Raw genomic sequence first — 23595 nt, forward strand, 5'->3', positions numbered from 1 at the left:
GTCATTCGCTATGGCCGTCACGCGGACCTTCGAGCGGCTGCTCCGCACAAGTTTCGGACTTTCACGGTCGCAGGTTACAGTCGGTTTGTCAGTCAATGCGGCTCGCCTGACGTGCGGCGAAACATCGCCGGTGCGGCCCCCAATCAATTAAACTGAGCAGCACATTTCGCGCATTTCCGTGAGCCGCTGCGCACGGCCTCGCCGAGCCTGTTTTGCCTGTGACAACCCGGAGGCGTGCAATCTCCGTTGGATAGGACTGCGCTCTGGGGTTTCCTCGAAGAGGTGTCGCGATGAACCGCATCGTGATGCAGATCCTGGTTGCCATCTTCGTTGGCTGCACACTGGCGGGCTGTGCCGCAACCCCGTCAACGGTTTCCGTACCCGGATACCGAAATCGCTCCGTCACACGCACCGAGGGCGGCATCGAGGTTTCGACAGCCGTACTGTCGTCAGAGGAAAGCGCAGCGGTGTATGGCGTCCCGCTTGCCGAGAGGGATATTCAGCCCGTCTGGATCGAGGTCCGGAATCGCGAGGACCGTAGCTACTTCCTCCTGTCGCCTGGCCTCGATCCGAACTTCTTTCCCGCGTCGGAGGCGGCCGAGGCGTTTGCCGGCACTGAGTCACACGACCAGCGGGCCGACCTCGACCGCCGCTTCCGTGGTCTCGCCTTTCATAACCCCGTCCGCCCTGGTGAGACAGTCTCCGGCTTTGTGCTGACCAATCTTAACGAAGGTGCGAAGCTCGTACAGATTGACCTCGTCGCAAAGGAGCGCGCCCGGACTTTTTCGATTTTCGTGGCCGTGCCGGGATTCGAGGGCGACTACACGCGGAGCCAGGTATTCAAACGCATTGTCGATCCGCAAGAGCCCACCGTGAACTATACGGATGACGCGAATTTCCGTGCAGCGCTCGAAGCCCTGCCATGCTGCGCGACAAACCAGGATGGCTCGAAGAATGGCGACCCGCTCAACCTGGTGATCGTCGGCAGCCGCGACGACGCTCTTCCCGCACTCGTCCGGCGGGGGTGGAGCCTCACGGAGCAGAAATGGTCCGGCGCGATCAGGCGGATGATCAGCGCTGCACTGTCCGGCGAGCCGTATGTCAACGCACCCGTGAGCGACCTTTACCTTTTCGGGCACGCACAGGACATCGCACTGCAAAAGGCACGGGGCGACATCCACCAGCGCAACCATATGCGCCTGTGGCTCAGCAACATGCGTTACCACGACAAACTCGTCTGGGTAGGACAGATCAGCCGCGATATCGGTACCCGTCTGACCTGGCACTCTTCAACGTTCACCACACACAAGATCGACCCGGACGTGGATGAGGCACGCACCGCGCTGGTCGAGGACATGGCGTATTCGCAGAATCTCATGAAGATGGGTCTCGTGACGGGAGTGGGTGCCGCGCCGGAAAGCGCGCCCCGCAGGAACCTGACGACCGATCCGTATTACACCGATGGCTATCGTGCCGTGCTGGTATTCGACCGAACGCCGAGATCGCTCCTGGACATCGAGGTCTTCCCATGGATCACGCCGAACAAGGTCATGCACGTGACGCCCGGAGCGAAGCCATGAGCATTTCGCAGGCGTTGCATCGTGCACCGCTACATGCTGGGCGCGCGCTATGCCTCGCGCTTGCGCTGGCCGGCTGTGCGACATGGCACGCCCCGCCTGAGGCCGACGATGGGCCACTGCGTCAGCGTGAGGTCAGTGCCACCAGTCGCAGCGTGCGCGTGAGCGCAACTGTGCTCGGCAGTGAAGACAGCGAGCGAATGTATGGCGCCGATGTCAACAGGACGGGCGTCCAGCCGCTATGGGTCGAAGTGCAGAACGGGACGTCGCAGACGCTGTGGCTGTTGCGCTCGGGTACCGACCCGGACTATTTTTCGCCTCACGAAGTTGCGTGGTCCATGCATACGCTGTTTGGCGGCGCAACGAATACGCGCATGGACGATTATTTCCGGGACCTCGGATTCAGCAACCCCATCCCGCCCGGCGAGACACGGTCGGGCATCCTGTTCACCAACCCCGATCAGGGCATCAAGCTCGTCAATGTCGATCTGTTGGGAAACCAGACGCTGATTCCCTTCTCGCTCTTTTTGCAGGTACCCGGCGGCACGGTCGATCCGCGTCTGGCGTCGATACCTTTCCCGTTTCCCGAAACCGCAGTCACCGACTATAAGGACCTTGCGTCGCTGCGCGCTGCACTCGAACGGTTGCCATGCTGTGCCACCGACCCGAGCGGGACGGTTCAGGCCGATCCCCTGAACGCCGTTGGCATTGGCCAGCTCACCGACATCGGGGCGGCGCTGGTACGGCGCGACTATCGGCGTGACGCGCGCGACGCCGACCACGCACAGCGGGTCTTCGGGCGGGAACCGGACTTCGTCATGCGCAAACAGGCGCAGGCCGGTGCGCCTGCGACCTGGATACGGGGGTGGCTCGCCCCGATCCGCTTCCAGGGGCAACTGGTCTACGTCGCGCAGGTCGGCCGCCCTGTCGGCGGGCGCTTTGCGCCACGCGGCGAAACACACCTCATCCTTCACGACAATGTTGACGAGGCACGCAACTTCCTGACCCAGGACCTGATGTACTCGGGTGGTCTTGACAAGCTCGGATACGTAAACGGTGTTGGCGTAGCATCGCCGGCCCATCCCCGGACAACGCTCGACGGCGAGACCTACCATACAGACGGACTACGCGCCGTCGCGTTCTTCGCGACGCGGCCGCGCAGCCTGTCCGACGTGGATTTTCTCGACTGGGCGCCCTATCTGGACTTGCGCGAGACCGTTCAACCAGGAGCAACCGGCGATGCACGTCATCAGTGACCTTAGACGGACACCACCGCCCGTCGCATCGAAACGGCAGGTTGCCGCAATTGATGCGCGGTACCGGACCCGCATCGCGCTGGCGACGATAACGGCGTGTGTCCTGCTCGGCGCATGCGCGACGAAGCCGCTCGTCCCGTACTCGACCGATACACCGCCGATGGTCCTCGTGCCCGCATCCCAGGCTGGCGTAGTGGACAAGCGCGGTCGCTTCCGGGAAATCTATTGCGCGGTGCTTGCAGCGCGCGGCCCGGGGCTGCCTGACTACCGGCCCTGCGAGGATGCGCTGACTCGAGTAGGCACGGAGCCCGCCGGCACCGGCAAGCCCGTCGAGCTGGGTCAATCGCGACGGCACCTCATCGCGGCAGTCGTGCCGGGAATCGGCTATGACTGCTTCAAGCCGTGGCTGAATCCGCCCGATACCGTCGTGACGCACCTGCGCCAGTTCGGCTTCGACGCAACGCTGATCGACGTCGATGCGCTGTCGGGCTCCGCCAATAACGCACGCCAGATTCGCGACGCGATCATGGCCATGCCAGCGCCCGACGGTGCGCCGCGCCTCGTACTGATCGGCTATTCGAAGGGTGGGCCCGACATCCTCGAAGCAGTGGTCGCCTACCCGGAAATCCGCAGCCGTGTGGCGGCGGTGGTGAGCGCAGCGGGGGCGATTGGTGGATCGCCGCTTGCCAACGACGCCGAGCAGTACCAGGCGGATATGCTGCGATACGTTCCTGGGGCGACCTGCACATCGGGCGATGGCGGCGCAGTGCAGAGCCTGAGACCGGCGATCCGCAAGGCGTGGCTCGCGCAGCACCCGCTTCCGGGCGAGCTACGGTACTACTCGATCGTGACATTTCCGAAGCCGGAGCGCATCTCGTCGATCCTGAAATCGAGTTACAGCAAGCTGTCGCGCATCGATTCGCGAAACGACAGTCAGGTCATCTTCTACGATCAGGTTGTGCCCGGAAGTACGCTTCTCGCCTACGTGAATGCGGATCACTGGGCATTGGCGGTACCTGTTGCCCGGACGCATCCGACAATTGGCGCGATGTTCGTAACGCAGAATGCGTATCCCCGTGAAGCCCTCGTAGAGACCATCTTGCGCTTCGTGGAAGAGGAACTGGTGCGCCCATCTGGTGAACCCTTGCTTCCCCAACGAAAGGACCGTTTGACCTTTGGAAGCAGTCGTTGAGATGGCCCTGCCTCTTGTGGCTGAGTTGGGTCCAGCTTGTGTGAAAACGACAGCAGTCGTTTAGATTTATTCGACGCCTGCCCTCAAGCACAGGTTCGTGAGCGAACGACGGCACGCGCGGGCAGGCGTTGGATAAACCTCGAGGGAGGAAACCGCGGAGTGGCCCAATACGACCGACGTTTTCGCTATGGCGATTGATGAATGTGCCTGGTATATGTTCTGGGGCGGCGGCGGATGATACAGGCGCGAAGACGAGTACGGATGTAGCAATCTGGACGATCGCGCGTGCGGTTCTGAGTTTGGAGCACGGCTGTGGAACGGTGCATGATGCCAGCGGCGCGACCGTCCGCTTGTCGGCCGTGCTCGCGCGAAGCCGACAGTTGGGATGGAGATCGAAGCAAGGCGCTCATCGCTGGCTCGCTTCGGGTGGTGCACGAATCGGTACGGTGCGCGTCAGAATGTCGATGCGCGATCATGGGCGCACCGCAGTGCCGACAGATGAAGACCGGTTGATTGGCCATGACCGCGTCGTCCTGCGATGAGCCGGGTTCGTGCGGGACACCGAGCAGCGTGCGGGCCTTCGCCAGGTTCACGCGGCGCACCGGGTTGGCAAGCAGCCCGTAGTGGCGGATGCGGTGGAAGCCGGCAGGCAACACGTGGAGCAGGAAGCGGCGCATGAATTCGCTGGCATCGAGCGTCATGACCTTGTAGCGGGTGCGGCCCTTTGCCCGGTAGTCTTTCCAGCGGAAGCTCACGCTGCGCCCATCGAAGGCGAGCAGCCGCTGGTTGGAGATTGCGACGCGATGTGTATAGCGTGAGAGGTAAGCGAGCACTGCTTCAGGTCCTGCGAACGGACGCTTCGCGTAGACGAACCATTCGGAGGCGCGCAGCGGCGCGAGCCACCGGGCGAAGGCCGCCCGGTCAGCGAGCTGCGCGTACTCACCAAAGAACTGAAGCCTGCCGCACTGATGGGCATCAGTGAGCGCTTCAAGGAAGCGTCTGCGAAACAGGCGCGCGAGCACGCGCACGGGCAGGAAGAAGCCAGGACGACAGGCGATCCAGCGCTCGCCATTGGCTGACAGGCCACCGCCAGGAACAATGCCGTGCACATGCGGGTGATGCGTGAGCGCCGAGCCCCAGGTGTGCAGCACGAGCGTGGCGCCAATGTCGGCACCCAGGTGCCGGGGATCGGCCGCGATGGTGCGCAGCGTCTCGGCGGCGATGTCGAACAGCAATCCGTAGATGACGCGCTTGTTATACCAAGCGATCGCACTGATCGGTGCGGGAAGCGTGAAGACGACGTGGTAGTACTCGACGGGCAGCAGGTCAGCCTCGCGCGCTTCGAGCCAACGGCGTGCAGCACCTGCCTGACACTTCGGGCAATGGCGATTCCGGCATGAGTTATAGGCAATCTCGGTTCGTGTGCAGCCGGAACAGCGCAGCACATGGCCGCCCAGCGCCGCGCTGCGGCACTGTTCGATGGCCGACATCACCTTCAGCTGCCCGAGGCTCAGTGCTACCGTGCGTCGCCACGTGGCCCCGCAGGCGCGGAAGATGTCCGCGACCTCCAGCATCGGCTCCGACCGCGCGTCAGCTATTCGCTATGCAGGCGCTCCAGCGGACTGACGACTTCGTGCAGCAAGTCGGTGGCGACCTGGGCGTAAAGCGCTGTCGTTTCAAGCTTCTTATGGCCAAGCAGGACCTGAATCACACGGATATCCACCTTCTGCTCGAGCAGGTGCGTGGCGAAACTGTGGCGCAGCGTATGCATCGATACGCGCTTGTCGATCTGTGCAGCTTCGGCTGCGGCGCGAATGGCGCGATTGAGTTGCCGTGGCGTCAGCGGGTCAACAGGATCAAGTCCCTGGAACAGCCAGCCGCCATCGGGCATCTTGCCCTGGGCGCGAGCCACACGCCACCAGACCCGCAGGCGTTCGAGCAGTACTGGCGAGAGCATCGCATAGCGGTCCTTGCGGCCCTTGCCCTGTTCGACGCGCAGTGTCATGCGCTGGCTATCGATGTCGCCCACCTTGAGTGCGACCACTTCGCTGGCACGCAACCCCGTGCCGTAAGCCAGCGACAACGCCGTCTGATGCTTTAAATTACCTGTTGCCGCGATCAGGCGACGGATCTCGTCGGGGCTAAGGATGACCGGCAGGATGCGCGGCACGCGCACCGGCTGCATCCGGGCCATCAGTTCCGGCTTCTGAAGCGTGATCTCGAAGAAGAACTTCAGTCCGATGATGGCGCCATTGAGCGAGATGGGCGAGGTTCCATGGTCGACCAGATGCAACTGGTAGCTTCGTAGGTCTTCGACAGTCGCGGTATCGGGCGAGCGTCCGAGGTATCGGGCAAACGCGCGAACGCTGCGCAAATAGGCCGTCTGGGTCTTGGGAGAAAGCTGGCGCATGCGCATGTCATCAGTCATGCGCTGGCGCAACGGGCTGACGCCCGGTTGGGTGGAGGTCATGATGCAGCTCCGTTTGAAGAACGAGGCGGATTGCCTCGACCCTCAACATACGGAACTGCGCAGCGGACCTCTCCGGAACCTGCCACGTTGGCCGAAGCCCTCTACCGCGCGAGCGGTTTCGTTCGGCGACCAGTTGCAGTCTTTCATGCTTTCGCTTCGCCGGACACTCATGCGTCTCTTTCGCGCAAGTTTCGGACTTTCAAGGGCTTACGTCAGCACTCGGCGAAAATCAACGAGGCTTGTAAGAGAACTTCTGGCCGCCAACGCTTGCCTCGTACATCAGCCCACCCTTGGCCACTGTAAATACGGCCATGCCTTTTCGATAGGCACCCGTAGTTTTGGCGTCTTTCTTGCCGCCACTCACGTTAGTAGACGTGCCCGTCGTGCCTGCCTGTGCGCCAGCCGCCGCAGTGATCGCGATTGCATTGGCATCTGCGCCGAATTCAAAGTTGCCATTGGTGAATTCTTTGAGGGCTTGTTCATTCTCGAACAGGATGAGTTCACTGTACACCTGGCCGCCGAGCTGCAAGCCCACAGTGACCTGAGTCATCGACGTATCGCCGATGTGTTTCCCTTTCTCATAGACGCGGCCCTTGCCATGGGCACCGCCTATACCGACCCCTCCCTTGCCAATCTTCGGAAACACAGCGTACGCATAGGCACTATGCAGAAGACTCCCGCTTTCTCCCGCGTTCTTGAAAAGGTTGAGTGTGTCGGTATACTCATCGGCCCGAACAGCAGAAATAGGCAACAGTAGCAGGACTGTGAGCGCTAACATCAGACGTTTGAGCATGATTGTTCTCCGTGGATTGATTGTCGATACCCGCTGTCCCGCCCGCTCGAACTGAGAAACGTGGCGAGTGCATCCGCAGTCGTGAACATAAAGGCGTCCTGGGGAAATGCGACGGCTACTGTTGTGACACCAACGGCATCATTGGTACGTCGATCGCTCGTCTCGCATGCTGCTCATGGACCGCGAGAACCCGACGTGTCAGAGGCAGCCGCTGACGTCGCCTGTCGCATTGCCGCTGGCACCGCCCGAGGCACGGAATCCCACCCACGTGCCCGGACCCTGATAGTTTGGACGTACGACGGCGGCCGCTCCATTGGGCGGCTGCTGGCCGGGGACGTACACGTCCATCGCCATGTTGTTAGCCAACGTGGTTTGCGACACGACCTGCTGCTGCGACCTGTCAGCCCATTTTTGGGCAATGCAATGGCCGACGGCATTCGGCGACTGCTGGCTGGTTCCCACAGACTGCACGCCGGCCGGGGGTTGCGCGGCGCACGCGCAAAGGGTTGCAGCCATGCCTATACTCGATAAATATTTCACGTTAACTCCTTCTGGAAATTTCTCGAAGAAAGCCGGTTGACAAAGTCAATCCCGACCGTGTCAGGTCGGTTCGCTGGCGTGCTCACTCGATGCGTGGCGGTCTCACGATTCAGCACTCGACGCAATCTGCAGAAGCCTGCATTGGATGGGGCGGCTCCGGCTTGATAAGCGGAGGTGTCGCAATCGTTCTGAATGCGGGATTACGGACCTGCAATGTACGATAGACGAGCAGTTGATACAGATCAACCAGTAAGCAAACCGGACAATCGAGCTTGTCGGCCAGTTCAGTAAACCGCAGCGCGCTTTATGTCACGCGCCGCAATATTGTGTCCATCACCAACTGTCGCGTCGACCTGGTTGCTGGTGGACGAAGGCGCACTCACAACGGCGGGGCTGATCGACTTGTATGAACGGCGGGTTTAGCCGCGAAAGACAAAGCCGACTTCAAGGCCAACTCGCACGTTCCCTGCGTTCCTTGAGGATTGGAGGCTTGCAACGGCACGCTCACCAACCTGGCGTGGAGACCACCGAACTGGTACCTGGTCGCCACCGACGACAGGATGATCCCGTCGGTGGCCCAGCGCGTACGAAAATTATCCGATCTGCGGAAAAGCGAAGTGTAGAGTGGCCCGTCCAGAGCCGTTACTTGAATGACGGCATTGGTCGAGCACCTGCCTTCATATGTCGCGGAGCGAATGGCCCTTGTACCTTGGAATCTGCCGTCGAAGCGGCACCGGGCGAACGGCAATAGTGGGTCGATTAGCGCCCTCGAGTCCGCCACGAAGTGACGTTGGTCTCGCCGGCGTCGTCTTCTTCGTGCCGCAACCGTGGCAAATCCGCTACTTTTGCCCCCCTTCCTGACTTCCGCCATGTTTGCTCGGGTGGGGCACATGCGTGCCCCACCCGAGTGGATTATTTTTAATCGTCCAGCAAGCTCCTGATCGAAGTGGTGATGAGGTCCGCGTCTTCCTTGCATACTGACGGCAAGCCAGCGCGATGTCCCCAGTCGGAGCGGATCGGCAGCAGCCGTGCATCGGACATCTGCTCCACTTCGAGCCGGTTATCCTCGACCTGGAAGTAAAGATCGGTATCACCGGGCATGATCAGGGCCTTGGCGGTGATCGAACGCAGCGCCGCATCGAAGTCGCCGCGATAGAGCTCGTTGTCCGCGATATTGGCGTGCTGCCAGGTCCAGAGGTGCGACAGCAGATTGTTGGCGTCGCGCTTGAGGAAGTTGCCTTCCCACGAGAAGACCAGATAGTCCTCGAGCGACGAGTGCCCGGACTTTCGCCACATCTCGGACCGATAGAACGTCTGGGACATGGCCATCGCCGCGTAGCTGCGCGCCATCGCGCGCAAGCCCCGTTCGGGATGCCGCACGAAATAGCCGTTTTCAAACGCGGGATCGGCCGTCAGGGTGGCGCGAATGCCCTCCAGAAAAACCTGGTTATGCGGCGAGCACTTCGCCGCGCCGCACAGCACGACCAGGCGCTCAACCATGTTCGGAAACAGGGCCGCCCAATGATAGGCCTGCATGCCGCCCATCGACCAGCCGAGCGCCAGGCGCACCGAGCGGATGCCCAACTGCTCCGTCAAGAGCCGATGCTGGATGCGCACGTTGTCCATCATTGTGAAGTTCGGCCAGCGGTTGCTGTTGTATGGCACGCTGGCATTGCTCGGCGAAGACGAAAGCCCATTGCCAAACAAACTTGGGATGACGACAAAATACTTGTCGGTGTCGAGCGCCTTGCCAGGACCGACCATCCAGTCGATGTCGTAGTGATGCGCGGCAAACGAAGTCAAATAGAGGATGACGTTCGATTTGTCGTTGTTGAGCGTGCCATAAGTTTGGTAGGCAAGCTGCGCTCCACGGAAAGTCATGCCGGACTGCAACACCACGTTGCCGGCATCGAAGGTGAAGTAATCATCCATCTGTTGAATCATCAGTGAAGTAAAAGTAATGGTGGCTGTAATGATCGCGGCAAGCGCAATAGCACATGGCCGCCATGGGCGGGGCAGGCATCAAGCGCACCGACAAACGTGCCGCAAACGCTCCGCTTGACCTCATCGTTGTACGGATTGACGTTGTCTACATCGAAGCGCGTTGCAAATTATCGCGAACTATTGAATTCTGCGCTGTGCAAGCGCAGCGTTGCAGTTTGCCGGGCGAGTCCCGGATGGGCACCTTCGATTCGTCCGTGCCGGTGGCGGTTCAGCGGGAAAGGGTTTCCAGACGCGAAATTGATGTCGCCGGCGAAAGCAGGTCAGGTCCTGTAGGTTGCAGGGCCGCAGCAGCAAGGTCTCAGTCCGGCCAAACCCAGCCGTTCGTCGTCGGCGGCGCACGGTCATTCCAGCGGCAGCTTCGCGTGGTTAAGAGACATCGGGGCGGGCAAACGCCGAGCGGCAGAGAAGGGTCGGCTTGCGTCACTCATGCGTTCTGTCCAAACCGCAAACGATCGCAACGACTTCCGAGTGGGTCGCGCGGTGTGGGTTTGTATGGCCTGCGGTTCGCTCGGACTTTCCATACGCTGTCCGCGAGCGCTTACCAGTCGATCCGGTGCTTTTCTTCGGTTTCGCGATGGCGCTCGTCGTCCGGTGTGTGTAGATAGGGATTCGTACTCGTCAACGACGCGTGTCGCAGGTTGTCTCGCACGGTGCGCAAATCAGCGCCACCGTCGGCCATGTGCGATCCCGCAGTGTGACGCAGCCAGTGGGCGGAGGCCTGTTCAAGCACGTCCGCCTGTGTCGTGAAAAGATCGCCCCGCAGGCGGAGTCGCCCGGCTGCACCTGCAAAGATTTCCTTGACGATGGTGTGGAGCGCGGCGCGCGTCAGCGGCTTCACGGATTTGCCTAGCGGTAGCACGAGTGGTGTGTCTTCATGCCGCGAGGGAAGGGTGGGCAGGCCGCGTTCGCGCCGATAATGCCCCAGTTCCATCATCATTTCTGCCGAGGCCGGCACCAGCCCTTCCTTGTCGCCCTTGCCGAGGACTTCGAGCCACCAGCGATCCTGACCGTCGGCATCACGACGGCAGAAGAAGCAGCCCATCGTGTTCCCGCTGACCTCCGAGATCCGCAGGCCGCCGAGATAGAACAGCGTGAACAGCCAACGCGCGCGCAGGTAGCGTTCCCGCTCGCGGGGCGTGTCCTTCGGCAGGCTGTCGATATAGGCCTTCACTTCCTGCCACAACTCGCGGTCGAGATAGCGCGTGATCCGGGGCTTTGCGCGATGGGTCCGCTGGCGCGACAGCGACAGCGGGTTGCCGGCCAGATAGCCGGCTTCGACGAGCCACGCAAACAGCGCATTAATGATCACCATCGCCTGATACTGGCTGCTCGGGCGGAGCTTCCCGTAGAACGGTCGCCAGCGCGGATCATGGCGCGGGTATTTGCGCCCGCAGTTGGCCACCCAGCGTGCAGTCGGCTGCGGGTCCTGCAGGAATTGCCGGAACAGTTGCAGATCTTCATGCGTGAGCGATGAAAGCGGTTTGCCCAGTTGAACGATCGCCCACAGCAGTAGACGCTCGGCTTCCTTGCGGTAATTCTCGAATGTGGTCTTCTTGTCGGCGACCCGCGCGAGCCATGCGCGCACCGCGGCGAGGTCGTCGCGGGCAGTGATCTGCGCCTGGCCTCGCGCGCGGTTGGTGCCGTCGCGGCCGTCGAGGCCGGCTGGCAGTTCGAGCGCATCCAGAGGGCGTGGGGCGAGGAGGGTGGTTTTCACAGCCGGAGGGGGCGGGCGCGACAGGGTTCACGGTGCCGCGCGGTAAACGCCGCATCAGTAGAGATGAATCTCGACATTATACAAGTAATGTCAAAATTGATGCTTCTCCACGTTGGATATAAATCGGTTTATGTAGTAATATTCATCAAAAGCCCGCAAAACCGATCCCATGACCGACGTTCTTCCCGACGAAACCCGGATTGCCGCCGAGATCGACCGGCTGAAGGTCGAATTCCCCAGAACCCGCGAGCTGTACCGCGAAGTCTGCGCGCTGCTGTTCTTCCGCTTCGGCGTCACCCCGACCGCAAACCGGCTGTATCAGCTTGTGCGCCGCGGCAGCATGGGCACACCCACGGCCGTGCTCGCCGAATTCTGGAAGGAGCTGCGCGAGAAGAGCCGGGTGCGCATCGAGCATCCGGATCTGCCGGCGGACCTCGGCGCGGCTGCCGGGGAACTGGTCGCGACGCTGTGGACGAGGTCCACGACGTCAGCACAGGCGGCGCTCGAGGCACTGCGGACTGATGCCGAGGCGGAGAAGGCCAGCGCGCGCAACGAGGTATCGTCGCTGCAGGCCGAACTCGTGCGGACCGAAACGGCACTCGAGCAGCGCACTGGCGCGTTGCTGGCGGCACAGGTGCGCATTCAGGAGCTTGAGCAGGTGCAGACTGCCGGGGAGGCGACGCGCCAGGCGCTCGGGACTCAAATCGCGCTACAGCAGGACGAGATTGGCGCGCGCGATCGGGCACTGGCGCAGGCGAGGGCGGATTTTTCGGGTGAACTCGACAAACTGCGGAGCAGCGCTGAGCTCGCGGAAGAGCGTTTGCGGGCGGCCGAGACGCGAGCGCTCCTTGAGATCGAGCGGGAGCGGGGCGTGAGCGCACGGTCCCAGAAAGAGCTTGAGGCGGCCGCGCGCAGGGCGGAGCAGAGCGAGATCCGGCACCGGGAAGAAACACAGACACTGCAGGTTCAGCTTGGCGACGCGCGTCATCGCGCCGGCGTTGTAGAGGGGAATCTGGAAGCGCTTCGCAGTTCGAATGCGGCATACATCAAGGAACTTGACGCGCTGAGATTGCAACTCGCGACCACTGTCGCGAACCAGGCTGTGACGCCCAAGCGCCCGCCATCCTCCGTCGAGACCACCAAGCCTCGCCGCGCTGCACCCAAGGTCGCGACGAGGAAGCGATCGCAATCCTGATTCTGGTGCCGGCCCGTAACGTCGCCGGACCAATGCGATCGGGCACCCGCCGCAGTGCCGCCGGGTTTTCCGAGGAAGTCCGCGATCTATTACGCGCCAATTGCATCTTCGGTTCTCGGCGCCCATACTATCTCGTAATGCAATCCAATTCGACCCTCGTTACGAGATGGCTAAGTCCCCTGTCATTGAACAACACCAGCTTCGGCATGCAGTAAGGGTGGCCTCTATCACGGGGCAAAACCGCAAACGCGACGTAGCATTGCTTCTTGTGTTCTACGGGACTGGTCTGACACCGAACGAGGTCGCAAAGCTGCAAGTATCGGACTATCTCGTGGCAGATGGTCGGCACGTCGCGGAGACAACTTTGCGACCCGAAATAGCGTTCAATGGGAAGCGTCGGCCGTTGCTGTGGGTCAGTAAGAAAATCTGTGCTGCCGTTGACGACTATCTACAATCCAGATTGCATACCCGGCAGGGCGTAACCACTTCGCCTGCGGCCTTCCGAGGCCTAGACCCAAGTAGCCCGCTGTTCTTGACGGCAGACGGCGAGCCCTTCAGCTTTACGCCTCGAAAGAAGACTTCAGGCGCGGTTAGTTATTCTTGCGAGTCATTGACCGAAATCGTGCGTCGACTTCATCATCAGGCCGGCATCGAGCATGGGAACGCAAGCGCAGCGCGCCGGACTTTCGCTGTCAGGCTGCACCGCGACGGACGCTCGCTGAAGCTCATACAACAATTGATTGGAGTTTCCAGCCTATCTGCCGTTAAACGACTGATAGACGGCGATCCGGTTAAGCTGGCGTCGGTGGTAAGTGGAGTGATTTGACCGTCACGACGGACCGGTTCGTGTCGACGGGAGAGGAAAAACGCATGCGATTCATCGCAACGGTTTATTCGCAAAAGCGCGCGCGGGGCGCGGGCAAACTCCGGGCGGCATGAAGAAGCTGGACGAAACATAACGGGGCTGACGATGCAGTGGGCGATACCAGAAAATAGTCGCGAGAGAGTGAATGCAGCCGGCCGTACTCTCGTGACGGGATTTGGCGACACGATAGATAGCATGGATCGCTACCTCGAAGCGTACGCAGTGATGTCGAACTGGCGCGCCTCCCACCAGTTTCCACTGAACACGTTCAAGATCAATTTGCGTGATCGCGCAAGGAGCATTGATGAGTATGCCTTTGTGGCGCAGCGCCTCAAGCGCGCGCCGTCGATCGTTGCGAAGCTTAGTCGCTTTCCCAATATGCGTCTTACCCAGATGCAGGACATCGGAGGGTGCCGGGCCGTCCTTTCCACGCTAGCCGATGTGACGTTACTGCGCGACGCGCTAAAGAGCAGCAGGATCAAGCATCGGTTGGTCAACGAGAAGGACTACATCGCGGCCCCAAAGGAAGATGGATACAGGGGCATCCATCTCGTCTATCGCTACGTGAGCGATCGAAAGGAGACGTACAACAATCATTCGGTCGAAATCCAGATTCGGACCAACTTGCAGCATGCCTGGGCGACCGCCGTCGAGACTGTGGGGACACTGATTGGTCAAGGCCTCAAAGCCGATCAGGGAGAGAGGGTTTGGCTCGACTTTTTTGCGTTGGTTTCTGCGGCCTTTGCCATACGCGAGGGCGTCGACGGGCCTCGCGACTTTCAGGAGCTTCAGGCGATCCTACGCGTGATGGAGCGCGAGTTGCATGTCATAGACAGGCTGAGTGCGTTCCAGCGCGTGATGAAAGCAGCGATCGCAGATCCTGAGCGACGCCTGGCAGCCTATTTTTTGATGGTACTGGATGCGCCGAACGAAGAGGTCAACGTCCTGTCGTATGCACCTGACGAGTTCGATAAGGCAACTGCGGAGTACAAACGCGTGGAAGAAGCGGCAAAGCCCGGAGTCGACGCGGTACTGGTGGTCGCTGACTCGGCGCACGCGCTGAGAGTTGCTTATCCGAACTATTTTGGAGACACGTCGCTTTTTATCGCCGAACTTCAAAATATCATCGCGAACATTGAGCAGCCCGGTTAGCCTCGATGCTACCAAGCGGTTGAAGACCACTTACAACCGAAAAGCGAAGCTGAGCAGTAACCGACAAAGATTGACGATTAGACGAGACAGGTCGCATGGAAAAAACCTCGAGCATCATCACCGGCGACGCGTCGCCGTCTGGAAGCCCATTGGCAAATCCTAAGAAGTAAGGCGATGACCCGTTCGGTCTCGCTCGTGCTGCCGAAAGCATCAGACATGCATTTGTAGATAGCACGGACATTCGAGAGCGGGAAAAGACGGTACGCGACGCAAACGCGCACGCGCAAAAGATGAAAGAACTCGATGACGCGGAGTCAGAACGCAAGCGCACATTCAAGTCCAATTGGGTCGTGGCAGCGGCGTTCTGCTTTTTTCAGGCGCTGATCGCGCTCTACGGATTCAAGTCAAACAATGTGACATACATCCTTACTGCGGCGAATGGGTTTAGCGGGTTCTTCATCAGCCGGAAGTTTTGACGGGTAGGAAAACAGCGGCACCAATTTTCGACGACACCATTTGATGTCTTTTGTTCTCGATCACAACGCAACGGTGGCAACAATGGCAGTGCAAACACGCTGTCCGTACTCTACGGACGTATTGGACGGCTCGGAACCTGAAAATGCTGAACACATTCTACCCGTTGCATTCGGTGCGCCTGATAACTTCACCGTGCCGGCAAAAGCAGCGAAAAATACGGAAATGAATGACCTCATCGACGAGCCAGCAATTCATGACCCGATCATGAGGCTCATTGCTGCCGCTCAAGGTGTGCAGTCTCGTTCTGGGGCAGTGAAGGTTGATTTAGCAGGTACAGCGGTCGAAACTGGCGCGAATGTTCGTGTGACACTGGGGCAGGGTCATGCCACGTTCAAACTGCGTAATCCCGTAGATCGCGACCCGGTAACCGGAGAGATTCGCGGAGTGATGGGTTTCGGCGACGACGCTCAGAAGCTGTTAGAGCAATTTCAACGTGACTATGCCAAGAAGGGCAAGATGGTTGTTGCGGACGAAGCCATTCCCCGACATTCCGATGTAAATGTGCAGACAGCTATGGACTACCATGTAGTCCGCAGAGAGTTGGTCAAGATTGCATATCTCATGACCGTTCGCGCGTTCGGAGATCAGGCGATTATGTCGGAATCGGGGCGCTTGTATAGGGCAGCAATGATGGCTTCGACAATTGAGGAATTTAAGAGCGTTGGCATTGGCGGGGCGACGTTTCAGGACTTCTTTGCAGGCACGCCTCGCCCACAGCGCAAAAGCCAACACGCCCTTACATGCGTAAAGTTGGGCCCCACGATCATGTCATCGGTGACGCTGTTCGGTGGATTCAACGGCGTCTTTGTCACGCCCGCGGTTGGTTTCGACGCAGAAGACGCAGAAGGTGAAGTTGTCATCATCGAAGCGTCCGATAGAAAACTGTCGTCCTACAAGTATGTAGATGTCGTGGCAGATTTGATGACGACCGGAATGCCGCAAACCTAACGACGGCTGAAGAACGGAATACAGCGGGCCGCCGCTTGCTTTGTTTCACAAGGTTTTCGACCACGGAAATGCATTCCGCGTGCGAGCGCCCCGCACGCTGGCCGGTAGCCGCGAATCTAACCATGCAAGTTATGAAACCCACAGTCATTATTTCAGTAGAAACGCTTAGTGACTCCCTTACTAAAGAGGGGAACCCGGCGATTTTTGAGGCAGGCATCACTGCGCTGCTAGATGCTGGTTACCAAGTGGGGCTTGGCGATGCGGATGCACCGACCAAGGTGTTCACCGAGGCGGGCGAATTCGCTGCTTGGTTCAACAATCTGCGCGTTGACGTCGAGAACGCTTAAAGGCGACCGCCTGCCGTGCAAGCGGCAGGAATTGCAATGGCCTGCATGGGCAGGAAAACCGCATAACCAACGATCGTCGAGATTCGAATGAAACGCGTGCAGGTATTTGATGTTTCGGTGGACAAAGATGAAGCTCTTTGGAACACGATCAGGCGGCTATATCCGAAGGAGCTTGCGGCGCTGCCCAATGACACATCGCCCTACGTCAGCTATTTTGGTGCTGCCGGAAGCTTAACGGCGATTGTCACGTTTGTCTTCCCGAAGTCGAGCGAAGACGCTGAGTTTGAATATGCAGACGGCGTATGGAAAAGGACGCGGGACTGGAACGACTGACCGGAAACGCGCTCGCGCCGTTCGTGCGGGTCACAACGGAAAACAGGCAGGATAGACACATGACCGACGATGATCGAGATATGCCGCCAGATTCCGTGGCGAGCGTGAGAAAGCTAACGATAACTCCCGGCACTGGAGGTGATTTGCGTTCGTTTGCTCGCGTGGAAGTTGAATTTGTAGAGGGACAACCCGGCAGCGATGGCTCGACTAGCTCCGTCGCGGTCAGTCTTACTTTCAACGTCGATCGACTGACGTTAGACCAAGTGAAGGACTTCGCAATTCTGCACGCGAAGCGGCTGATGAACCACTGCGTCACGGACCCGCACTTGAAAATCGGTGACAGGCGCCTGGAAGACTGACTCGGAAGCATTGTGACCAATCGCTTCGGTTTGCCCAACATCGACGTTCTCACCTCGGGTGCTTATGCCGCACTGGCGATCACACCCGAGATCCGACGTTACCAAATGCTATCGAAGGTCGGTATCGCACTAATTAGCGCCGGATTTTTGTTGTAACTGCCGTTCGCGATTTGCGTGGTCGGCCCCTAAGACATCGGAAAAGCGCTCACGTCGCTCAACCAGGAAAACTGCTATGAATGAGGAAGACTCCCCGATCGCTCAAGGTAACGTCGATCTCCCGAGCGCTGAGGACTTCTGCCTTTCAGTTCCAATTTACGAGACGTTTCCGTTTGACAAGGATCAAACGACCCCCTTTTTTGCTATTGAACATTACAGTGGCACACTCGACTGCTTTTGCGAAGGTTGCGGTCGACACACGGTCTTCAATAGGATCGGCAAGGCAGACTATCGCGAGCATCATCATTCGCAGAATTACATCTTTTCGCTCTGGTTTGTTTGCTCCCGGAACAACGCCCATCGGAGCATGTTTTTCTTCCGCTCACATCAGGGAGTATTGCAGAAGATTGGGCAATACCCCTCGATGGCCGACCTTGACACGCCTGATCTGCAAAAGTACCGGACCGTTTTGGGGAAGGAGCGATTTCGCGAACTGACGCGGGGCGTGGGTTTAGCCTCTCACGGTGTCGGCATCGGAGCTTTCGTTTATTTGCGGCGGGTGTTCGAAAGCTTGATCGAAGAAGCGAAGCCTGAAGCTTCGCAGCAACATGGCTGGGATGATAGTGCATTCGCTGCTGCGAGGATGGACGGAAAAATCCAAATGCTGAAGCAAATCCTTCCGCGCTTTTTGGTAGAAAACCGAAACCTGTACGGAATCTTGAGCGTTGGCGTGCACACTCTTTCGGAGCAGGAATGTCTCGACGCATTCCCGGCAGTTAAGCTCGCGATCGAGTTGATCCTCGATGAGATGTTGGAGAAGAGCAATCGGGAGAAAAAGTTGGCCGAAGCGAAGAAAAGCCTAAGCTCGTTGGGGGCGGTAATAAAAAAGCCCAGTGGCGCATAGGGAAAGCGCTCACGCCGGTCTCGCGGGTGCAACAAACAAACTTATGTAATAGCGACAGGTACAAGATGGATGATCTAGATCTGCTGAAAGCCATCCCGTCAGAGGTAGTCAAATCTGCGTATGACGATGCAGTCTCGCCAGTGTTGAAGGAAACCGGAAAGTTCGGCCAAGACATCTTGAAGACTTTGCGCTTGGTATTTTTCCCTGTGCAATACGCTGCGGCTCTTCAGGATAGGTTGGCCAAGCATCTTGAAAGATCTATCGCGCGGGTGCCGGAAGAACGCCGAGTCGCGCCGGTTGAGTCGCTGGCGTTACCCATCGCGGATCAGTTCAAATTCCACGATGAGCAAAGCGTCGTCGGCCAGATGTTCGAGCGATTGTTGTCTCGCGCGATGGATCGAGAACGCGTCGGTGAGGCTCATCCTGCATTCGTTCAAATCGTTGGCCAGCTAGCCCCGGATGAAGCCGTCCTGATCAAGCAAATCGCCGATGCTCGTCCCGCGGCCTACATGCGACCGCCGAAGAAAGGCGCGGCTGCGCTCCTTAATGAAGAGCGGGTAGCGTTGATCAAAGATTCAGGTCTGTCTGAAGACCTGAAAGGTCGCCTCTCAGCAGCAGTCGTGCGTCCAGAGGAGCTTGCACAGCCCGAGTTGGTGTACACCTACATAGAGCATCTGGTGTCTTTGGGCATCGCCGCATACACCAATGAGCCGTGGCAGGCAGACTTTCAAGGCGCACAGTATGCCGGCTTTGATTTTTGGTTCATCGAACTCAACGGGCTAGGTCGATTGTTTCATCGGGCTTGTCTGGTGGACGACTAGGAAAAGCGAGAGAACACAATGAGGCGTTCGATTGACCCGCGTTCCGCGAAACTCACGGTGATGGCTTTGCAGCGGTACGGATTCGCGTGCCTCGTTGGAGCTTTGATAACGGTTTTCGTCTTGCACCCGCCCATCACCAGTGCCGACTATGCCGGATGGGTGCAGGCGCTTGGCTCAATAGGAGCAATCTTATATGCGGTAAGCATCGCGTCGAACCAACGCCGCGACGCGGAAAGGCGAGATATTATGCTCCGTTCAAGCAGGCTCGCAGCAGTTCGGGGAATGACGGAGCACGCCGTCGACGTCGTAGGAGGGGCAACCATCGCGCTTCTCGAACGCAGCCTTGCAGAGAATTACGTCGCGAACCACGATGCGGCGATTTTCGACGAAGCATTTCGCATGCTCCAACAAATCCCGATGCTCGATCTTGGAACAGTCGGCGCGGTTGAGGGCGTGACACTGATAAAGAACGGAGTCAACGCGATGAAGGCTAATCTGGCGATGCTGCATCGGGATCCCTTGCCCATACGCCAAGACCACGCCCAAGTTGCACGGCGGGCGCGCGAGATTCAGTTCCAAATGGAATCGGGGCGGCAAAAGGTCGCTGCAGAGGTCATTCGGCTCTTGAACGAGTTTGCTCCAATGCCCAAGGCCGAATGAGCGGGAAAGGAATTTGATAGGAAAAGCGCTCGCGCCGGTCGTGCGGGTCGTACAGGAAAACAAGGAATAACATGCCAGATATTATCTCCAGCCTTCAAATGGCGATGGATATCACGAAGAAGCTTCGTGACCTAAACGAAAAGGTGAAGGACGCTGACATGAAAATGCTGTTGGCCGACCTTCAGGGCGAGATAGCTGACGCGAAATTGGAAGTTGTAGGCCTCAAGGAGCAAGTTGTGGCGTTGTCCGCTAAGAACGCCGAGCTGTCTGCGCAACTCAGTGCGCGTTCGTCTGAAAGGCCTATTGCCATGAACGGTGGCTACAGATTCGGCGAAGAAGGGCCTTTTTGCGTCTCCTGCTTCGAGGGGGCTGGCAAAAAGGTTCTGCTTCCGCCCGCGACGGGAATACACGCGCACTTCGGTCAATGGTATTGCCCGGTCTGCAAGAACCATAGCTGACACCTTGGAAAACGACATGCGCAAAGAATATCAGGAGTGGCTATGGACAAATCACGGCGCAATAACTGGCGACCTCTCGCTGGTCGCCCGGTGACTGTTGTGAGGCGAACGACTCCGAACGACAAAAGCCACGCGCTCTCCGACTTTCTGAAACATCCAGCCGTGCTCTTGATACTTGGCTTCCTGCTGACGGGCGTCGTTGGTACTTGGCTGACGAATTTTCACACCGAGAGGCAACGCGTGCGCGATGTGAGCAACAGGAGCATGGACAATCTCCGCACGTCCATGGACGACCTCGCGGCCGGATATTCTCAGTATTTCAGTCGCACAGTGGAACTCATCCGCGAAGTTGAGAGTGGGGCGCCCAAAACCGAGCTTGCTGTTTCCCGAGGGCGGTACCGCGATGCGTACGAACATTGGAAGGAACGGTACGATGTCAATATGCCCAACATCCAACAGCGCTATCCAAGCAACGCCGCAACACGAGCACTCAGGACCGTTTCCGCCGGCATCGACATCGGCATGCGTGATTTGAATCAGTGTATTAACGACAATACCCTACGCTCGCTTCCCATGAAAGTAGGTTCACGCATCTATACCCTTGCCTGCGGCGATTCGAGCACATCGGCCGTCACAGCCACCGGTCGAATCACTGTTTACACGGACTGCGTCCAGAAGCTACTCAGCGAGATGCGCCCGGATCCGACGAAAGATGAACTACCGGTCGGCGACGACAGAAAAAACTGGGACATCGTGGCAAAAGCCTGCGATCCCGAGCGGCTCTTTAGCGGAGGCGCTGAGAAGGCAGTGCAAAAGTAATGAATTGGAGCCCTAGATTGCGTTGAGTAAGTGACGTCGTTGCAGAAAACCGCAACAAATCGACCGGAAAACAAGGGATGGCAACGGGATGGTCAGTCAGGGCATGGCCAGCATGTTCTGGAGAGCATGGCGAGGCGAAGAGCGGTTTTCCAGCCCCTCGTCGCGCACGGCTGCGTTACATGAATGCCCTTGAAGATGAAGCCGTCGAGGCCGGATACGGCTGGCGCGGGGAATGCCAGCGTGACGACCGAGGCGCTGAACCGGTGACCATCGCAGTTCGCAACACCTGAGACCACGGAACGAACACGAAACAAATCGAAGCCGAAGCGAGCGAATATCTGGCGCACACCCTCGGCAAATTTTACATTCACGGACGTGACTGAGGAAGAACGTCATGCAGCGTTCATGCTTGCTTGTACGATGCCAGATCGGGCCGTTATCAAAGACTTTATCGTTGCTGCAAGCGAAACTGAAGTTGTCCGCGCTGGCTTGCCTGCTAGCGTTGCGCAGACCCTCCCGCCCTTGGTCGTGCGCCTCGAAAACATTTCGTATGCAAGATGACCAACTCCAGACGATTGTCGACCGCTTTGTTGAGGCTCAACAACATGTAAGCGATCAATATCAAGAGGCAGTGAACATGCCATTAAAAGATATCCGCTCGGTGTTCCTGCCGTACTGCGTCAAACGTCAGGATGATTGACGGTATGCCGTCTTGAATCGCGAGTACAAACCCGTTGGGTTCTGGACGGGCGCTCACGTGACATACGCCGATCATTCCGTTCTGGTGAAAATAAAAGGGCTTACAGCCGCTCGCGCGGCGCGCATTTCATACAAAAATGATCCCAACGTCGAAGCCATCTATCTGTACAACGACGGCTGCGTGCCGACAGAAAGTGCCGAGAACATGACCGCGTATCTTGGGCGCCTTGCGGTGTTAGCGAAGCTAGAAATCGACGGTGAGCCGCCCACGATGCCAGCCTAGGAAAAGCCACATGTCTACAGCGTTCGACTACGCCGCATTCATTGACGAACTACGTGAATTGGTGGTGCGAGCTAGGGAGTTTCGTCCGGACGAACGCAGCCTGAAAAGCGAGAGCTTCCGACGATGGCGGCACGAAACAGAAGAACTTATCCACCGCATCAATCGGCTCCGGTACGACATTGCTTGCGGTATCGAAGGCCGCAGTTTTCAGGTAATGGCTTACGGCTCTATATCCGCGCGTGAGCAACAAGCAAAGTTTGACGACGATATGAACGACACTGTCGCAGAACTTGAGCTTGCGATCGGCCGTTTCGATAAGTATGGCGATCCCAAGGTCAAGCCGGCCGCACGGGACAAGGACGCGAGGCCAGCCGCAGAAGTTTCCACTAGACCGTTGCCGCTCGCGGTTCCCGAAAAGGTGACGATTGGTTGGTTACTGGCTCACGTCCCGGTGACGTGGTACGTAACTTTGGCTGCGGCGTGTGTGGTGATCTTCGGAGCCGGGATGACGGTTGCCAGCACGAAACTGGGAAAGGCACTTGTTGAGTGGGTTACTCCGGCCCCTTCGACGGAGAAACCAACAGGCAGACAGTAAAAGATCGGAAAAGCGCTGGTGCGACCGTCGTAAGCCAAACCGGAAGACGAGGGTAGCTGCCGCACGAGTGCTAGGAGATGAGACGCAAGGAAAATGCAGGAGAGCACGTCGCGGTGGATCAACGGTAGGCTCCGGGAATCTAACTTTTTTGACGCCGCCCCCGAGACACATCTAGTCCGGCTACAGCAGGTGTGTAAAACCATCTCGACTGCGGCGTTTCTAGAGTAGGGTATGGAAAAAGGGCATCCCGATGACAAAAAGACGTGTTGTATTCTTTCGCCGGGCCGTGGAAACGCAAAACCTCGCTAGATATGCTGCTTTTTTTAGACACCGAGTACACAGGATATGAGCAAGCCGCTCCTCAACTCATAAGTCTTGCGCTTGTGACAGAAGACGGAAAACGTGAGTTTTACGTGGAAATTGCTGATACATGGCGCGTAGCGGACTGTACCGAATTCGTGAAACGAGAGGTTCTGCCGCTGCTCGACGGCCCGCGTCGTGCAACCGCACCAGCCCGGGCTGAACTACGTGCGTGGCTTGCAGAGTCTCCACGCAAGGTGCAAGCGGCGTGCGATTCGGCAACGGACTTCAATTTTTTGCTCGACTTGCTCGGTTCGCCTCGGGCCGCTAATCTCGCGTCAACCTATTTTGATCTACGGCCGCTCATTGATACGACCGTATACGACCGCTCTGTCGCCGCTCACTATGACACCGACCGGCGGCTTCACCATGCTTTGGCTGACGCCCGGGCATATCGCCGCGGATGGTTGGCATGGATGGATGCGCGAAAAGCCGGATCCGGGAAAAAACGTTGAGGAGTGGCAAGATGGAACGCCTGTCACAACTACGCAAAAGCATCCGCACAAGGTGCGAAAAATTTGTGGAGCAAAAAAAGGACGTAAAGGCGTCCGCTCAACA

The 23595-nt window shown here is 58.6% G+C and carries 25 protein-coding genes and 1 pseudogene; 20 read left to right on the forward strand and 6 right to left on the reverse strand.

The window, feature by feature from the left end:
* Positions 1–290: 290 nt before the first annotated feature.
* The 3 genes from RI103_RS34910 to RI103_RS34920 are packed head-to-tail and all read left to right on the forward strand — an operon-like array spanning position 291 to position 4025.
* The gene (locus tag RI103_RS34910) at positions 291–1580 is read left to right on the forward strand and encodes an LssY C-terminal domain-containing protein (RefSeq protein WP_310819327.1); all 1290 of its coding nucleotides are present in this window, start codon (positions 291–293) and stop codon (positions 1578–1580) included.
* On the forward strand, positions 1577–2833 hold the full coding sequence (locus RI103_RS34915; protein WP_310819377.1) for an LssY C-terminal domain-containing protein: 1257 nt from the start codon (positions 1577–1579) through the stop codon (positions 2831–2833). Before RI103_RS34910 ends, RI103_RS34915 begins: the two co-directional genes overlap by 4 nt.
* Complete coding sequence (locus RI103_RS34920; RefSeq protein ID WP_310819328.1) at positions 2817–4025, forward strand: hypothetical protein; 1209 nt, start codon at positions 2817–2819, stop codon at positions 4023–4025. Before RI103_RS34915 ends, RI103_RS34920 begins: the two co-directional genes overlap by 17 nt.
* 470 nt (positions 4026–4495) lie before the next feature.
* Here the strand turns inward: RI103_RS34920 and RI103_RS34925 are convergent.
* The 6 genes and pseudogenes from RI103_RS34925 to RI103_RS34950 all read right to left on the reverse strand — a co-directional run.
* A pseudogene (locus RI103_RS34925) lies at positions 4496–5599 on the reverse strand (IS91 family transposase); the annotation flags it as partial.
* A 20-nt stretch (positions 5600–5619) separates the two neighbouring features.
* Positions 5620–6495, reverse strand: a complete 876-nt coding sequence (locus tag RI103_RS34930) for a site-specific integrase (protein ID WP_310819329.1) — start codon at positions 6493–6495, stop codon at positions 5620–5622.
* 229 nt (positions 6496–6724) lie between these two features.
* Entirely contained in the window at positions 6725–7288 is a 564-nt protein-coding gene (locus tag RI103_RS34935) for a YSC84-related protein (protein ID WP_310819330.1), read from the reverse strand.
* A gap of 198 nt (positions 7289–7486) precedes the next feature.
* Positions 7487–7828 (reverse strand): hypothetical protein, encoded by a 342-nt coding sequence (locus tag RI103_RS34940; RefSeq protein WP_310819331.1) that lies wholly within the window; start codon positions 7826–7828, stop codon positions 7487–7489.
* Between the two features lie 918 nt (positions 7829–8746).
* The gene (locus tag RI103_RS34945; RefSeq protein ID WP_310819332.1) at positions 8747–9760 is read right to left on the reverse strand and encodes an alpha/beta fold hydrolase; all 1014 of its coding nucleotides are present in this window, start codon (positions 9758–9760) and stop codon (positions 8747–8749) included.
* 610 nt (positions 9761–10370) lie between these two features.
* On the reverse strand, positions 10371–11546 hold the full coding sequence (locus RI103_RS34950; RefSeq protein WP_310819333.1) for a tyrosine-type recombinase/integrase: 1176 nt from the start codon (positions 11544–11546) through the stop codon (positions 10371–10373).
* A gap of 169 nt (positions 11547–11715) precedes the next feature.
* Between RI103_RS34950 and RI103_RS34955 the strand changes: the two genes are divergently transcribed.
* The 17 genes from RI103_RS34955 (at position 11716) to RI103_RS35035 (ending at position 23492) form a co-directional block, all read left to right on the forward strand.
* Positions 11716–12741 (forward strand): DNA-binding protein, encoded by a 1026-nt coding sequence (locus RI103_RS34955; RefSeq protein ID WP_310818645.1) that lies wholly within the window; start codon positions 11716–11718, stop codon positions 12739–12741.
* 166 nt (positions 12742–12907) lie between these two features.
* Positions 12908–13567 (forward strand): site-specific integrase, encoded by a 660-nt coding sequence (locus RI103_RS34960; RefSeq protein WP_310818646.1) that lies wholly within the window; start codon positions 12908–12910, stop codon positions 13565–13567.
* 234 nt (positions 13568–13801) lie between these two features.
* Entirely contained in the window at positions 13802–14758 is a 957-nt protein-coding gene (locus tag RI103_RS34965) for a RelA/SpoT domain-containing protein (RefSeq protein WP_310818647.1), read from the forward strand.
* A gap of 290 nt (positions 14759–15048) precedes the next feature.
* A complete protein-coding gene (locus RI103_RS34970) occupies positions 15049–15234 on the forward strand; it encodes a hypothetical protein (RefSeq protein WP_310818648.1) in 186 nt (61 codons plus the stop codon).
* A 43-nt stretch (positions 15235–15277) separates the two neighbouring features.
* The gene (locus RI103_RS34975; protein WP_310818649.1) at positions 15278–16243 is read left to right on the forward strand and encodes a hypothetical protein; all 966 of its coding nucleotides are present in this window, start codon (positions 15278–15280) and stop codon (positions 16241–16243) included.
* Positions 16244–16365: 122 nt separating this feature from the next.
* A complete protein-coding gene (locus tag RI103_RS34980; RefSeq protein WP_310818650.1) occupies positions 16366–16590 on the forward strand; it encodes a hypothetical protein in 225 nt (74 codons plus the stop codon).
* An 87-nt stretch (positions 16591–16677) separates the two neighbouring features.
* Positions 16678–16923: a hypothetical protein gene (locus RI103_RS34985; RefSeq protein WP_310818651.1), complete on the forward strand. Its 246-nt coding sequence runs from the start codon at positions 16678–16680 to the stop codon at positions 16921–16923.
* A gap of 59 nt (positions 16924–16982) precedes the next feature.
* On the forward strand, positions 16983–17282 hold the full coding sequence (locus RI103_RS34990) for a hypothetical protein (RefSeq protein WP_310818652.1): 300 nt from the start codon (positions 16983–16985) through the stop codon (positions 17280–17282).
* 232 nt (positions 17283–17514) lie between these two features.
* Entirely contained in the window at positions 17515–18342 is an 828-nt protein-coding gene (locus tag RI103_RS34995; RefSeq protein ID WP_310818653.1) for a hypothetical protein, read from the forward strand.
* 65 nt (positions 18343–18407) lie between these two features.
* Positions 18408–19163, forward strand: coding sequence for an Abi-alpha family protein (locus RI103_RS35000; RefSeq protein ID WP_310818654.1), 756 nt, complete (start codon positions 18408–18410; stop codon positions 19161–19163).
* Between the two features lie 18 nt (positions 19164–19181).
* Positions 19182–19823: a hypothetical protein gene (locus tag RI103_RS35005; RefSeq protein WP_310818655.1), complete on the forward strand. Its 642-nt coding sequence runs from the start codon at positions 19182–19184 to the stop codon at positions 19821–19823.
* A gap of 71 nt (positions 19824–19894) precedes the next feature.
* A complete protein-coding gene (locus RI103_RS35010; RefSeq protein WP_310818656.1) occupies positions 19895–20281 on the forward strand; it encodes a hypothetical protein in 387 nt (128 codons plus the stop codon).
* A 42-nt stretch (positions 20282–20323) separates the two neighbouring features.
* Positions 20324–21100: a hypothetical protein gene (locus RI103_RS35015; RefSeq protein ID WP_310818657.1), complete on the forward strand. Its 777-nt coding sequence runs from the start codon at positions 20324–20326 to the stop codon at positions 21098–21100.
* 550 nt (positions 21101–21650) lie between these two features.
* Complete coding sequence (locus tag RI103_RS35020; protein WP_310818658.1) at positions 21651–21800, forward strand: hypothetical protein; 150 nt, start codon at positions 21651–21653, stop codon at positions 21798–21800.
* 12 nt (positions 21801–21812) lie between these two features.
* A complete protein-coding gene (locus tag RI103_RS35025; RefSeq protein WP_310818659.1) occupies positions 21813–22082 on the forward strand; it encodes a hypothetical protein in 270 nt (89 codons plus the stop codon).
* A gap of 10 nt (positions 22083–22092) precedes the next feature.
* Positions 22093–22677 (forward strand): hypothetical protein, encoded by a 585-nt coding sequence (locus RI103_RS35030; RefSeq protein ID WP_310818660.1) that lies wholly within the window; start codon positions 22093–22095, stop codon positions 22675–22677.
* Between the two features lie 263 nt (positions 22678–22940).
* Complete coding sequence (locus RI103_RS35035; protein WP_310818661.1) at positions 22941–23492, forward strand: 3'-5' exoribonuclease; 552 nt, start codon at positions 22941–22943, stop codon at positions 23490–23492.
* Positions 23493–23595: the final 103 nt, after the last annotated feature.

Origin of the sequence: Paraburkholderia sp. FT54 (assembly GCF_031585635.1) — a bacterium.
Lineage (GTDB): Bacteria > Pseudomonadota > Gammaproteobacteria > Burkholderiales > Burkholderiaceae > Paraburkholderia.